Source organism: Oceaniserpentilla sp. 4NH20-0058 (assembly GCF_040371755.1).
Classification (GTDB): domain Bacteria; phylum Pseudomonadota; class Gammaproteobacteria; order Pseudomonadales; family Oceanobacteraceae; genus Bermanella.
In genome coordinates, this window is record NZ_BAABWE010000006.1 from 129,429 (window position 1) to 143,274 (window position 13,846).

A 13,846-nucleotide genomic window follows, 5' to 3' on the forward strand; every position below is an offset into this window, starting at 1 on the left:
ATTGTCGCATTTGTTTATTCAGTATGCAGTCAATGACTGCTCTAGGCTGACAAATTTTGTCATATACTGACATCATTATGGGGCTAAATACATTTATCAATATAATAGTGGCACCAAGCCTGTTTCCAAATAGGAGCATTGTTTTCTAAGTCGGTCAGGCTCTGATACTCAATATATTCATTACTGGTTAAATCAAATAATCTAAAGCCTGTAGGTTTCATCTTTTGCAGTATTTGTTGTTTCGATCTTATTGCGTATTCCTTTGCCTCTAGACCTTCTTTGATTTTTGTATCTTGTATGGTGATCAAACCATTAGGTTGCATTTCATAGCGGTTAATAAATTTGTTTACGATTTGATCTATATCGAGTTTATCTTTTTCGTTTAGTGTTAATACGGTTCCTGTCTCAAGTGGAAAGATGCGGTTAGGATATAAATTCGTCGAAGCTAAGTTTTCCCCGTCTATTTTTGTTTTAGGGGTAATATTTAACTCATCTAGAATGGTGGGTGTAATATCCGCTAATGATGCCGACTTATCGATGTTTGCGCTTAATGCGATTTCGTTTTTGAAATTCTTCAAAGCAAGTAAAACCTGATTGCTGTGGCTTAAAACCGAAGAACCATGGCCGTACTCTTCTATATGATGAGTTTGATTGGTGTCATTTTTATTGGTGAATGAGGGTGATTCATGGGCCCAAGCTTCTCCATGGTCTGATAAAAAAACGATACGGCTATTTTGTAAGTAGCCTTTTTTTTCTAAGGTTTTAAATAGAGTTTTAATTTGCTGATCTACAGCATTAATATTCAATGGGTAGTAAGGTACTGAATAATCTTTTTTAGGTAATGCTTTGCTTGAAAAAATATAAGGCCAATGAGGCAAGCAAAAATGAACAGCCAGAAAAGTTGGTTGGTCTGCAATTGGCAAGTTTCGCTCAATAAGTTCATTAAAAGATGAAGGCCTATAAGTTTTTGCAGCCCCCCTATTTGAGAAAATTTCCGGAAGTAGCCATTCAGAGTATTTGCTTAGAGATAATAAGTTAATGATAGGAATATCTGCTACATTGGAAATAATAAAATCAGAGGCTCCCATTCTAGGTGTGATTGTTTGATCAAAACCTTGGTGGGCTCCAATATTTGCAAATCGGGTTTCATCAATTGAAAAAATGGTACGGTAGCCTTCTTTTTTTAATATAGAAGGTAGGTAATGTTGAGTACCAATCAATTGATCTGGGTTGATTAAGTTTATTCTTGCACCATGGTTAGTTGGGTATAAGCCAGTGAGTATGGTATTCCAAGCAGGGAATGTTCGGCCTAATGGAGAAAAAACAGTGTTGAAAACAGTGCTTTTAGAAAGTTGGCCTGTTAAAAATGGCATATGACTTTCTAAAATATCGCCTCTGAGTGAGTCTACTCCTATTAATATGATGTTAGGTTGATTGGAGCGATTAGTTTTAACCATATTCTCAGGCTCAGAGGTAAGGTGAAAACTAAATACTGCAATTAATCCTAGCCCTAATATAGTCTTCATTAAATTTGAATTAAAGCGCTTAAATATGTAAAACAAGGCAGGTATAAAAAATACCAGCCAAAGCAGATTGATATTAGGGTGGTGCTCTGGCCAAAGATAGAACCACTTGGTTAAATTCACTGAGTGAGGGAAATATGCCGCACTTACCACTAATAAACTAATGTTAGCTAGTAGTAGCCAAACTATGCGGCCCGCTAAATTATTAGTTATGTATTTCTTTACTAAATTAGCAAACACATAAGAAAAATAACTTTGACTGACAATAAATAGTGCGGATAAGCAAGTAAGTATTAAGAAAAATTGGCCTAAATATATTGGAACAGGGCTAGAGAACAGGCTTGTTAGATCTAAGATACTGTTCATTTCACCTTCATTGCTTTTGCTCTGAATATTATTAATTTGAAATATGGCCCCGTAGGCATTGAAAAACAAATATATAATAAGACTGATAATGTGATTTGATTTCATTATTGGCTTTTCTCTTCCAGCAGCTGAATCAAAGATTCATTTTCGGTTTTAATAATTTCATAGATGCTGCATTTTTCTAATATTAGCTGTTTGATTTTTTCACCTGCTTGAGATGAAGAGTCCAAATAGTCAACGAGATAAAAGTTACATATTCTAGGACCAGTATCTTTACCTAGCTCAATGGCATCCAGTTTTAATTCTGGATTTGAATATTGATTATAAATCCAGTGAATTGGACGATAGTAGCTTGGGAAAGATGCCACACTTTCAATTTGTGTTTGATGTGTTAACGGAAATTGTTGCTGAATGTAACTATTCCAGTGTTTTTGTAGGAAAAATATACAAAATATTAGACAAGAAACTAACACTAGTGAAGAGCTGATGTTTTTTGTATTGGTATTTTGTGTTTTTACACTGCTAAAGCTCATTGCCAATATGATCATTAGCCATAATAGTGAAAAGGTATGATAAAAATGACCATCAAGCATGGAGGCGATAGCGGTACCAATAAAACTAATTCGAGCAAGTTGATTGAGGGTATCTGGCTTACTAAGTCGCCATATGTTTCCAGTAAATACAATTATACACATTATGCAAATCAAACCTATAAGTCCGATTTCGCTGAAGAGCTGTACAAAGGTATTGTGGGCTTGTGAAACATGAATATTAAGTAATGGCGTAATAAATAAATAGGGATCAGCCCCTAATCCGAACCATGGCGATCGATCAATTGTATAATTAAGAAGCCCTGACCATATAGATAATCTTCCGCTACTAATTTGATTTGCTGTTTTTTCCGCAACTTGAGAATCTATAAATAAAAGCCTTAATGGGTTCATGCTACTGGACTCACTAGAGAAACAAAGGGCAATAAAAAAACCAAGAAGAATACTGCTAATAAATAGTGGAATTAAATATTTGCGTTTAGATTCAAAGTAGAAAATTATAAATAGACTAACAATTAGGGATGCAGTAAAAGTACTGCGAGATGAGCCCCAAGCAACACTACTCCAAAAAACGATAAATAAAGTAGTTGTGATTAGCCATTTAAACCTGAAGTTTGAAAATAGGGGTAATAATAATAAAGGTAAAATTGCAATTTGAATATAACCTAAATGTCTAACATTACTAAATAGTGGGGTGCCTTGTACCCAATTATAATTAAAAGGGTTTTCAATAACGTGCCAAGCAGAATATATGTAATATATGACCCACACAAATGTAAAAACAAAAAAACACGCCATTTTTTCTTGTTTTTGTGTTTGCCCGAGAAACACCCACACGCAATAGGCAAATAAACAATGGACTAAATATTCTATTTGTTTAATAAGTGATGCATGAAAGTGCTCGCTTAAATACGCTGAAATAAATCCGCTAATATGCCAAGCACTGACAGCAGTTAATAAATAGGCACCCGATTTTGTGATTTTGGGATGTTTGCCAAATACAGAAATAAACGTAATGAAAATAATTTCAGTAATTAATATGATCTGCCCATCAAAACCCGTTTGAGTAAAATGAGGAAGTAGAATCTTTTGATATAAACTAAACCAAGGTAGTAGCAATAAAAAAGCAAGAATGATCTTGCTTAGTTGTGGGGATAGCGTGGCCATATTAATTCTTATTTTTATGGGGTGACAGGGTTCAATTAAACCATGCGCATGGATAAATCCACGGCTTTTACATCTTTGGTTAAAGTGCCGATAGAGATAAAATCCACACCGGTTTCAGCAATACTAACTAAAGTTTCATCAGTTATGCCGCCACTGGCTTCGAGTTTGGCTTTGCCTTTTGCGTGTTCTACCGCTTGTTTGGTTTCTTCAATGCTGAAGTTATCTAACATGATGATATCGGCGCCCGCATCAAGTGCTTGGTTTAGCTCGTCAAAGCTCTCGACTTCCACTTCAATAGGTTTGTTTGGAGCGATGACTTTTGCTTGTGCAATCGCTTGGGCAATAGAACCGCATGCATTGATGTGGTTTTCTTTGATTAAAAAAGCATCAAATAATCCAATGCGATGGTTATGGCAACCGCCTTGTGTTACAGCATATTTAAGTGCGTAACGCATGCCCGGTAGGGTTTTACGTGTGTCTAATAATTTAACGTTGGTGTGTTTTACTTGTTGGCTGTAGTGAGAGCACTTGGTGGCTACGGCACTGAGTGTTTGCAAAAAATTAAGTGCGGTTCGCTCACCGGTTAATAGACTACGGGATGAACCTTTTAATTCAAATAGAGTGTCGTTAGCTTGAACTTGTTGCCCATCATTAACATGCCAGATAATTTCAACTGTGCTATCGAGTTGTTTGAATACCTCATTCACCCAAGCACAGCCAGCGATGACAGCGTTATCGCGGCTAATGATACGTGCATGGCTGGTTTTGTCTGCCGGAATGAGTTGGGCCGTAATATCACCAGAACCTATGTCTTCGGCTAATGCTTGGGTGACCCCGTGTTCAATGTGGGGTTGAATCTGCTCAAGTGTTAGGTTCATGTGATACTTCTTTACTGTTTATTTTGGAAATACTGCTTGCTCAGGCTAAATACTACTGGGCTTAGCATTAATAGGGCAATTAAGTTAGGAATAGCCATGAGCGCATTTAATGTATCAGCCAATAGCCATATGAAGTCTAACTCGGCCATAGCCCCTAATGGGATCGCAATGATCCATGCCCAGCGGAAATAGCGCACGGATTTTATACCGAATAAGTACTCAGTGCACTTCTCGCCGTAAAAACTCCAACCTAAAATGGTGGTGAAAGCAAATAACGCAAGTCCAATACTCACCACATGCTGGCCATAAGGCAGTGCGGTACTAAAGGCTAATGAGCTAAGCGGCGCGCCACTTTCTCCGCTTTGCCATGCCCCTGTCATCACAATAACTAGGCCGGTTAAGGTACAAATAATGAGTGTGTCGATAAATGTGCCTAGCATGGCGATTAAGCCTTGTTGAACAGGGTGTTTGGTTTGTGCGGCTGCATGGGCGATGGGGGCGCTACCTAAACCAGCTTCATTTGAGAACACTCCGCGTGCTACCCCGTATCGAATAGCGGCCCAAACCGTGGCGCCTGCAAAGCCGCCAGTGGCAGATGTAGGGTTAAATGCCGCTTCGATAATCAATGAGATGGCGCTAGGAATTTCTGAGGCATTCATTAATACAATAACCAGTGCCACTAATATATAAGCTAACGCCATAAATGGGACTAATTTACCGGCTACTTGTGCTATGCGCTTTATGCCCCCAAGAATCACTGCTGCTGCCAACGCGGCTAAAATAAAGCCAGTAACCAAAAGAGGAACTTGATAATCAGAATGCAATACACTGGCAACGCTATTTGCTTGAACCGTGTTGCCTATTCCAAACCCTGCAATCATGCCAAATACGGCAAAGGCGGTACCTAACCAAGCTAACGATTTTGGCAAGCCATTTTTGATGTAATACATGGGGCCGCCCACATATTCGCCGTTTTCATCGGTTTCACGATAATGAACGGCTAATACGGCTTCTGAAAACTTTGTTGCCATACCTAAAAGTGCAATGCACCACATCCAAAATAAAGCGCCAGGGCCGCCTAACGCAATGGCCGTGGCAACGCCTGCAATATTACCAGTGCCCACAGTGGCGGACATGGATGTCATTAGGGCATTAAAACCAGAAATGTCACCGTTTTCAGCACTGCCTGAACGCTCTTTCCATAACGTTCGAAAACCCAAAGGTACTTTTCGTAAGGTTAAGCCTTTTAGGCCAAGGGTTAAAAACAAACCAGTGAAGGCCAAAAGTGCCAGCATGGCAGGGCCCCAAGCGAAGCCGTTAATAGTGGTTAGCAAATCAGTCAGCATGGGATTATTTTTTTGTAATGAAAGATGGGGTGATAATAGCGCGAGGCTTATCTATATGAAATGCCTGATAGCTGGTTTTCCTTGATCAAGGGGAAATGCTTGCGAAAAATGCTAATTTACTCAATGCTAAGTACATATTTTGCTATCTCGGATTAGCTGTGAAGGTAATTGATCATAAAATAAGCGAGGCACGCTGGCTTGCTTCGCCAAACTTTAATGAACGGCCATCAGGTGCGCCGATTAATATGTTAGTGGTACACAATATTAGCTTACCGCCTAAACAGTTTGATAATAGCTACATTGAAGATTTTTTTTGTAATAGGCTCGATTGTTCTGCCCACCCGTATTTTGAAGAAATCAAAGATTTACAAGTCAGTGCCCATGTTTTAATCAAACGCAGCGGCGAGATGGTTCAGTTTGTGCCATTTAATCAGCGTGCATGGCACGCCGGTGTAAGCGAGTTTAGCGGTGAAACAAACTGTAATGATTTTTCTATTGGCGTTGAATTAGAAGGGACGGACGATATCCCCTATACTGAGCAGCAGTATTATGCGTTATCTCAATTAACATTATGTCTGTGTGAGCAATACCCTCATCTTACTCAAGAGCGTATTGTTGGTCATTGTAATATTGCACCACAGCGTAAAACAGACCCAGGCCCAAGTTTTGACTGGTCGTATTTTAAACAACTATTAAAGAAATTACCCTCATGAAATTCATTGTATTGCTGTTTACCGTGTTATTGCAGAAACAAACTAAGCAGCAAGGTTACAGTCGTAATAATCAATGGTTTGTACGTTTATTAAAGCCATTTGATCTAACTGAAATGAGCCTTAAGGGACAGGTTGCTGTTTATGGGGTAGTGGTGGTTTTACCGGGTGTTTTACTGGCGTTTTTTATCGCCAGCCTAAACGGTGTAATGGGTAGTTTGTTGTCTATTGTGATACAGGTTTTATTATTTTTATATATTTTAGGGCGCGATGATTTCAGCTCTCGGGTAACAAATTATAAAAGTTGTTGGAAGCGAGAAGATTATCAAGGGGCCTATCATTGTGCGTCAGAATTTTTAAGCTTAAAAGAACAAGCGAATAGTCAATCACCGTTGCAGTTACACCAAACAGTACAAGAAGCCATGGTTAATGCGTGGTTTAAACGTTTTTTTGCTTTTGCTTTTTGGTACTTAGTGGCGGGCATTGGCGGTGTATTAATCTGTTTATTAACCATTTGGTTTTATGCTCAATCAAAAGCCAATTGGGTGAAAAGTTTATTGCATGCTTTGTCTTGGGCGCCGGTACGGTTATTGGCAGTGACCATCGCCTTAGCCGGTGATTTTGTGCAAAGCTTCTCAACGGCATCACGTTTTATCTGGGACTTTGAAAGCTCAAATCAAGTTGTGCTTCACGAAACCATGTTTAGGTACGACGAGCAAACAGAAGAGTCGTTTGACTGTGAAAACGCCCCTCAAGAATTAGAGGCAACTAATCAGCTCATGCAGCGTAGTGCGGTTATTTGGTTATGCGTTGTGGCTGCACTTACTGTTTTTGCGGGCTTTTAATTGATTGATTTAACCAAGCGGCACCGCGAACGCCGCTTGAGTCGCCAAAGTGATTTTCCTTCAATTGTGTGGTTACGTTATTGCTAAATACATATTTCCCCCAATGCTTGGGCACATCTTGGTAAAGGCTTTTTATATTTGACATACCGCCTCCAAGTACAATTACTTCTGGGTCCATAATATTAATCACGCTGGCTAAACTGCGCGCTAAGCGATCTACATATAACTCGTAGCTTTTTTGTGCAGGGGGAAGGATTGCTTTTTGCTGAATCAATTCTTTTGGTGCAAGCGCAAGATTAAATTGCAGTTGGGTTTGTTGTGACCAACCGGGCCCAGATAAGTAAGTTTCAATACACCCCTGTTTACCGCAATAACAGGTCTGTTTAGGTTCATCAGTATCACTTGGCCATGGCATTGGGTTATGTCCCCATTCTCCACAAATGTGGTTTGGGCCAATGATCAGTTGCTTATTAATAACCCAACCACCCCCTACACCTGTGCCTAAAATAACCGCAAATACACTAGAGGCATTTTTGCCTGCGCCGTCAGTGGCTTCACTTAGGGAAAAACAATTAGCATCGTTTTCTATTTGGATGTGTCGGTTTAATTGTATTGATAGGTCATGACGAAAAGGCTTACCTATTAGGCAAGTGGTGTTGGCGTTTTTAATTAAGCCTGTATGTAATGACTCACTTCCCGGAATACCAAGACCAACAGGTGTTTCTTTTATGGCTAATGTTGTTTCGCATTCAAATACGAGTGCTTCTATGGCTTGGATGATGTGAGAATATTGAACACTTGGTTCTGAATGCTTAGGGGTGCTGACACGCTTACGAAAGTGCTCATTGCCTAATTCATCGAGGGCGACAATCTCGATTTTAGTACCGCCTAAATCAATTCCAATATAAAACTTAGAATCGCTGTCCATGAACACTCGCCAATTTATAGGTTAATATTGGCCTCATCATAACTGGCAAACATGGTTTTGGCTTGTTCATCTTGCTCGATCAGTAAAAAGCCGGTGCCAAACATGGTTTGACTGACTTTGTCGCTCCAGACACTTTTTACCGTGACCTTTCCAGTACGCTTTCGACCTATATTGTTGGGCAGGTCTACAATCGTAATATCATAGGTTTGATCAGACTCAATGGGCTGATAGCTGACCACCATGATGCCACTATCAGAATAATCCACCATACTTCCCATGGGTTTTCCTTCATTGCTAAACACAGACACCATGCAGTGCAGTGATTTACGTACAAATTGTCGTTGATCCTTCATCTTACTGGCCCCTGCTATCTATAACTTATAAGATTAGACCTTTCACCAGTAATGACAAAAAACATGGGCCAATCTTTAGAGAATTCGTGTATCCACCTTGTTTTAGGGGGGGCTCGCTCGGGTAAAAGTGGATATGCGGAGCAATTAGCCAAGGATTCCCAATTAAATGTGCTTTATTTAGCTACAGCGAAAGCCTTTGATGCAGAAATGGCAAAGCGTATTGCCAAGCATCAAGCAGACCGTCCAAGCCATTGGCAGACACAAGAAGTAACGAGTGAGCTGGCTCAAACCATTGATCAGTGTCGGGGCGAAAATCAGCTTGTGCTAGTGGATTGTCTGACGTTATGGCTCATGGATGTTATGGAATCTAAAAGGGGCTTAGATCAAGCAGTAGATGAGCTTCTAATGACACTGCAAAGAGCTCAAGTCCCTGTGATTCTTGTATCTAACGAAATTTCCATGGGGGTTGTGCCAATGGGTGAGTTATCCCGAAGCTACGTGGATAACCTAGGTCGATTACACCAAAAAATTGCCCAGATAGCTGAAAACGTCACTTTAATGGTGGCGGGTATTCCCATGGTAGTAAAAGCCTAATTTAAAATGCAGTATTTAATTAAGGAAATGCCATGTCTTGGTATTTAGAAAACGCAAAAAGTATTGAAACAGAGCTAGAAGTTCAGGCTCAGCAGTATCAGCTAACACTTACTAAACCTCCCGGTGCATTAGGACAATTAGAGCATGTTGCGATTCGTTTAGCGGGTTGCCAAGGGCAATTACACCCGGAATTATCCAATATTCATATCAGTGTATTTGCATCGGATCATGGCGTTGCTCAGCAAGGAGTTTCAGCCTTTCCGCAAGCGGTCACCAGCGAAATGGTTAAGAATTTTGCACAAGGGGGAGCCGCTATTACTGTGCTTGCTAAGCAGCTAAACGCACAATTTGAGGTGGTAAATTTAGGGACCATTTTTCCAGTAGATGCTCACGATCAAATAGTCGATGCACGTATCGGATCTGGCACCAAAGATTTCTCGCAAGAAAAAGCCATGAGCCAAGCCGAACTGCAACAAGCTTTACTGGCGGGGCAATCCGCCGCACTAAGGGCAAAACAGCGTGAAAGCCACTTATTCATTGGCGGCGAAATGGGCATTGCTAATACCACATCAGCCAGTGCTTTGGCGGCGGCTTACTTGAATCTTCCCGCTATAGAGTTAGTTGGTCCGGGGACAGGGTTAAGTGCAGACCAGCTACCTAAAAAAGCGCAAATCATTGAAGCGGCAATTGAGTTGCACCAAGCAAATAACCCTATTGAAATACTGCAATGTTTAGGTGGTTTTGAAATTGTAGGTTTAGTTGGTGCGTATATCGCTTGTGCTCAGCAAGGTACACCTGTGCTGGTGGATGGGTTCATTTCAACGGCAGCAGCTTTAATAGCGCAGGCAATCAATCCTTCAATTAAACCTTGGTTGTTTTATAGTCATCAAAGTCACGAGCCGGGTCACATAAAACTATTAGCGGCTTTAAATGCACAGCCATTATTAAATATTGGCATGCGTTTAGGGGAAGGCAGCGGCGCGGCGGTTGTGGTGAGTTTAATGCAAAGTGCAGTTGCTCTGCATAATGAAATGGCCACTTTTGCACAAGCAGGTGTTAGCGAGTCTGAAGATTAATGACCACACAACGTAAAACCATAGATTTACTACGCCATGGAGAGCCTCACGGAGGCAATGTTTTTCGTGGCCGTACTGATCACCCCTTAACCGAGCTTGGTTGGGAGCAGATGGAAAACGCGGTGGCGAATAAAACATGGGATGTGATTATCTCAAGCCCGTTATCACGGTGTTGGCAATTTGCGCAATCGTTAGCAAAACGATTAGATATTGAATTACTAGAAGCAGGTGGTTTGCGCGAATTTGATTTTGGTATATGGGAGAACCAACTCACAGAAGACGTATATAGCAACGACTTTGAGCGCATAAAAGGGTTGTGGGAAGATCCAATGCATTTTGCCAGTCCAGAGGGCGAAAGTGTGTTGAACTTTGAAGGGCGTATTCTAAAAGATTGGTTTGGCTGCTTGGCGCGCCCAGAGCAATCTTTGCTGGTTATTTGCCATGGCGGTGTGATTCGCATGTTACTAAAAGAAATCTTAGGGCTGCCTTATCCAAATATTAACCGTTTCGATGTGCCCTATGCCAGTTTGACGCGCATAAGTGTGAATGAGGCAGAGCCATTTTATTATCAATTGGTGAGTCACCGTGGTACCAGCGAATAATCCTTAAAATTAACTATCTGAGCGGCTTAATAGCAAATAAAAAGTTATAAAAAGCCTTTAAAGCTCTGAAAATTGAGCATATGATGAAAGCAGTTTAATGAGATAGCGGATTCATCTTTCTAAGATTTAACGGCGCTCAAGCCTCATAATACCTAACCTGCATACTAGAATCCTTTGTCTATACTCATTAAATAACTCAACATTTACTGACGTTAAGCAAGGATGTGCGATGGACTCCTTTGAGCAAGATCAGGACCCAACCGAAACCCATGAATGGCTCGATGCAATTGATAGCGTCATCCGCGAAGAAGGCATAGAACGCGCTCGCTTCCTGCTGGAAAAACTCTCCGAACGAGCCACCCGAAATGGCATGCCATTACCATTTACGCTCACTACCCCTTATCGCAATACCATACCGGTCAATCAAGAAGTCAAAATGCCTGGTGATTTATTTCTCGAACGGCGTATACGCTCGTTAATTCGCTGGAATGCACTGGCCATGGTCGTGCGGGCAAACCAAAGTGGAGATGATCTTGGTGGGCATATTTCCAGTTTTGCCTCTAGTGCTACGCTCTATGATATTGGTTTTAACTACTTCTTTCGTGCGCCTAATAAAAGTAGTGAGAAGTGCCCGCTAGGGGATTTGATTTATTACCAAGGACATATTGCACCGGGAATTTATGCGCGCAGTTTCTTAGAGGGGCGCTTCGATAAAGACAAGCTTGAAAACTTCCGCCGTGAAGTAGACGGTAAAGGGCTAAGCTCTTATCCGCACCCTAAACTCATGCCAGACTACTGGCAATTCCCAACAGTATCTATGGGCCTTGGGCCACTGCAAGCCATCTATCAAGCACACTTCATGCGATATATTTCCGCCCGTGGACTAGTGCCAAGGTTAGACCGTAAAGTATGGGCGTTTTTGGGAGATGGCGAATGTGATGAGCCAGAATCTTTAGGTGCTATACAGCTTGCTGGCCGTGAAAAACTTGAAAATTTAATCTTTGTGGTGAATTGCAACCTTCAACGCTTAGACGGCCCTGTTCGCGGTAACGGTAAAATTATTCAAGAATTAGAAGCTAATTTCCGCGGCGCAGGGTGGAATGTTATTAAAGTAATTTGGGGTCGCCATTGGGACCCATTACTGGCACAAGACAAACATGGGTTATTGCAAAAACGTATGGATGAAGTGGTTGATGGTGAATTCCAAAACTACAAAGCCAAAGGTGGTGCTTACACCCGTGAACACTTTTTTGGTAAATACCCAGAACTCACCGACATGATTTCAGGCATGAAAGACGAAGAGGTTTACCAGTTAAACCGAGGAGGCCATGACCCTTATAAAGTCTATGCAGCCTACCGCCAAGCCGCCGGACACAAAGGGCAGCCAACAGTGATTCTCGCCCACACCATAAAAGGTTATGGCATGGGTGACGCGGCTGAGGGTAAAAATGATGCTCATGGTGTTAAAAAATTAGACATCGAAAGTTTGAAAGGATTTCGAGATCGTTTTGCCATTCCTATCAGCGATAAAGATTTAAAAAACGTGCCGTATTATCGCCCGCCAGAAGATAGCCCAGAAATGGTGTACATGCGAAAACGCCGTGAAAAATTAGGCGGTTATTTACCTGTGCGCACTGAAAATAAAGAATCTTTGCAAGCGCCATCGCTTGATTCATTTAAAGCACAAATAGAAGGTTCAGGTGATCGAGCCATTTCTTCCACCATGGCGTTTGTACGAATTTTAACAACCTTGGTGAAAAATAAAGGACTTGGCGAACGTGTTGTCCCGATTGTTCCTGATGAAGCACGTACCTTTGGTATGGAAGGTTTGTTTCGCCAAGTGGGTATTTACAGTTCAGAAGGTCAAAAATACGAGCCCGTAGATTTTGGCCAAATGATGTATTACAAAGAAGATAAAAAAGGCCGCATCATGGAAGAAGGCATCAACGAAGCAGGTGCATTCAGTGCTTGGTTAGCCGCGGCCACATCTTACAGTACCTATGAAAAACCCATGGTTCCGTTTTATATTTTTTACAGCATGTTTGGATTTCAGCGCATTGGTGACTTAGCTTGGGCAGCAGGTGATTGCCAAGCACAAGGCTTTTTAATTGGGGCCACAGCAGGTCGAACCACACTTAACGGTGAGGGATTACAGCATCAAGATGGTCACAGTCATATCTTAGCTAACACCATTCCCAATTGTATTACCTATGATCCAACGTTTGCCTATGAATTAGCCGTCATTATTCAAGATGGCTTACGTCGTATGTATCAAGAGCATGAGCGTGTGTATTACTACATAACCGTGATGAATGAAAACTACGAACATCCTGCCATGCCTAAAGGTGCAGAAGAAGGGATCATTAAAGGTTTGTATCCATTAAGCCAAGGAGCAAAAGGCCAATTGGTGGTTCAGCTCATGGGCAGCGGTACTATATTAAAAGAGGTGATTGCGGCAAAACAGATTCTAAAAGACGAATTCAATGTGGAGGCTGACCTATGGAGCGCCACCAGCATGAACGAGTTAACCCGTGAAGGAAGAAAAGTCGAGCGAGAGAACTTTCTTAACCCAAACAAAAAAGCAAAAGTGCCATACGTGACGGCGTGTTTAGAAAATACACAAGGCCCAATTATTTGCGCCACTGATTACATTAAACAATACAGTGAACAAATACGGGCTTATATGCCAGCAGATAAAACTTACGTAACACTGGGTACAGATGGTTTTGGCCGCAGTGATAGCCGTGAAAAGCTACGAGAGTTCTTTGAAGTGAACCGCTACTTTGTGGTGATTGCCAGTTTATATGCGTTAATGAAAGAAGGAAAAATAGACGTAAAAACGTTAACAGCTGCCATGAAAAAATTTGGCATCGACGCCAACAAACTTGACCCTCTTTATCATTAAGG

The 13,846-nt window shown here is 41.2% G+C and carries 12 protein-coding genes; 6 read left to right on the plus strand and 6 right to left on the minus strand.

All coding sequences use genetic code 11. The features are described from left to right. Nucleotides 1-83 precede the first annotated feature (83 nt). From ABWV45_RS09660 to ABWV45_RS09675, 4 genes are all read right to left on the minus strand, one after another. On the minus strand, nt 84-1,889 hold the full coding sequence (locus ABWV45_RS09660) for a sulfatase-like hydrolase/transferase (RefSeq protein WP_353351080.1): 1,806 nt from the start codon (nt 1,887-1,889) through the stop codon (nt 84-86). A 104-nt stretch (nt 1,890-1,993) separates the two neighbouring features. After that, on the minus strand, nt 1,994-3,607 hold the full coding sequence (locus ABWV45_RS09665) for an O-antigen ligase family protein (protein WP_353351081.1): 1,614 nt from the start codon (nt 3,605-3,607) through the stop codon (nt 1,994-1,996). Nucleotides 3,608-3,642: 35 nt separating this feature from the next. After that, nucleotides 3,643-4,485, minus strand: a complete 843-nt coding sequence (gene nadC / locus ABWV45_RS09670; RefSeq protein WP_353351083.1) for a carboxylating nicotinate-nucleotide diphosphorylase — start codon at nt 4,483-4,485, stop codon at nt 3,643-3,645. Nucleotides 4,486-4,496: 11 nt separating this feature from the next. Next, a complete protein-coding gene (locus tag ABWV45_RS09675; RefSeq protein ID WP_353351085.1) occupies nt 4,497-5,831 on the minus strand; it encodes an alanine/glycine:cation symporter family protein in 1,335 nt (444 codons plus the stop codon). A 158-nt stretch (nt 5,832-5,989) separates the two neighbouring features. Between ABWV45_RS09675 and ampD the strand changes: the two genes are divergently transcribed. Both ampD and ampE read left to right on the plus strand, forming a co-directional pair. Beyond that, on the plus strand, nt 5,990-6,544 hold the full coding sequence (ampD, locus tag ABWV45_RS09680) for a 1,6-anhydro-N-acetylmuramyl-L-alanine amidase AmpD (protein ID WP_353351087.1): 555 nt from the start codon (nt 5,990-5,992) through the stop codon (nt 6,542-6,544). Next, nucleotides 6,541-7,386 carry a regulatory signaling modulator protein AmpE gene (ampE, locus tag ABWV45_RS09685; RefSeq protein WP_353351089.1) on the plus strand — a complete coding sequence of 282 codons (846 nt, stop codon included), beginning with the start codon at nt 6,541-6,543 and terminating at the stop codon, nt 7,384-7,386. The genes ampD and ampE overlap by 4 nt, the downstream gene beginning before the upstream one ends. On the opposite strand, the gene ABWV45_RS09690 is transcribed toward ampE, so the two are convergent. Further along, nucleotides 7,364-8,314, minus strand: coding sequence for an ROK family protein (locus ABWV45_RS09690; protein ID WP_353351091.1), 951 nt, complete (start codon nt 8,312-8,314; stop codon nt 7,364-7,366). The two genes, ampE and ABWV45_RS09690, sit on opposite strands and share 23 nt — an antisense overlap. A gap of 14 nt (nt 8,315-8,328) precedes the next feature. Beyond that, nucleotides 8,329-8,667, minus strand: coding sequence for a PilZ domain-containing protein (locus ABWV45_RS09695; RefSeq protein ID WP_353351093.1), 339 nt, complete (start codon nt 8,665-8,667; stop codon nt 8,329-8,331). Between the two features lie 63 nt (nt 8,668-8,730). Here ABWV45_RS09695 and cobU point away from each other — a divergent pair, with 63 nt between their 5' ends. The 4 genes from cobU (at nt 8,731) to aceE (ending at nt 13,844) form a co-directional block, all read left to right on the plus strand. Beyond that, a complete protein-coding gene (gene cobU / locus ABWV45_RS09700) occupies nt 8,731-9,261 on the plus strand; it encodes a bifunctional adenosylcobinamide kinase/adenosylcobinamide-phosphate guanylyltransferase (protein ID WP_353351095.1) in 531 nt (176 codons plus the stop codon). Between the two features lie 32 nt (nt 9,262-9,293). Then, on the plus strand, nt 9,294-10,337 hold the full coding sequence (gene cobT, locus ABWV45_RS09705; RefSeq protein WP_353351097.1) for a nicotinate-nucleotide--dimethylbenzimidazole phosphoribosyltransferase: 1,044 nt from the start codon (nt 9,294-9,296) through the stop codon (nt 10,335-10,337). Then, nucleotides 10,337-10,939, plus strand: coding sequence for a histidine phosphatase family protein (locus ABWV45_RS09710; protein WP_353351099.1), 603 nt, complete (start codon nt 10,337-10,339; stop codon nt 10,937-10,939). Before cobT ends, ABWV45_RS09710 begins: the two co-directional genes overlap by 1 nt. Nucleotides 10,940-11,168: 229 nt before the next feature. After that, nucleotides 11,169-13,844 (plus strand): pyruvate dehydrogenase (acetyl-transferring), homodimeric type, encoded by a 2,676-nt coding sequence (aceE, locus tag ABWV45_RS09715; RefSeq protein WP_353351101.1) that lies wholly within the window; start codon nt 11,169-11,171, stop codon nt 13,842-13,844. Nucleotides 13,845-13,846 lie beyond the last annotated feature (2 nt).

What these genes read in the sequence shown, in the direction of transcription:
- ABWV45_RS09660 (WP_353351080.1), bottom strand. Translation starts at nt 1,889, where the DNA reads ATGAACAGTATCTTAGATCTAACAAGCCTGTTCTCTAGCCCTGTTCCA.
- ABWV45_RS09665 (WP_353351081.1), bottom strand. Translation starts at nt 3,607, where the DNA reads ATGGCCACGCTATCCCCACAACTAAGCAAGATCATTCTTGCTTTTTTA.
- nadC (WP_353351083.1), bottom strand. Translation starts at nt 4,485, where the DNA reads ATGAACCTAACACTTGAGCAGATTCAACCCCACATTGAACACGGGGTC.
- ABWV45_RS09675 (WP_353351085.1), bottom strand. Translation starts at nt 5,831, where the DNA reads ATGCTGACTGATTTGCTAACCACTATTAACGGCTTCGCTTGGGGCCCT.
- ampE (WP_353351089.1), top strand. Translation starts at nt 6,541, where the DNA reads ATGAAATTCATTGTATTGCTGTTTACCGTGTTATTGCAGAAACAAACT.
- ABWV45_RS09690 (WP_353351091.1), bottom strand. Translation starts at nt 8,314, where the DNA reads ATGGACAGCGATTCTAAGTTTTATATTGGAATTGATTTAGGCGGTACT.
- ABWV45_RS09695 (WP_353351093.1), bottom strand. Translation starts at nt 8,667, where the DNA reads ATGAAGGATCAACGACAATTTGTACGTAAATCACTGCACTGCATGGTG.
- cobU (WP_353351095.1), top strand. Translation starts at nt 8,731, where the DNA reads ATGGGCCAATCTTTAGAGAATTCGTGTATCCACCTTGTTTTAGGGGGG.
- cobT (WP_353351097.1), top strand. Translation starts at nt 9,294, where the DNA reads ATGTCTTGGTATTTAGAAAACGCAAAAAGTATTGAAACAGAGCTAGAA.
- ABWV45_RS09710 (WP_353351099.1), top strand. Translation starts at nt 10,337, where the DNA reads ATGACCACACAACGTAAAACCATAGATTTACTACGCCATGGAGAGCCT.
- aceE (WP_353351101.1), top strand. Translation starts at nt 11,169, where the DNA reads ATGGACTCCTTTGAGCAAGATCAGGACCCAACCGAAACCCATGAATGG.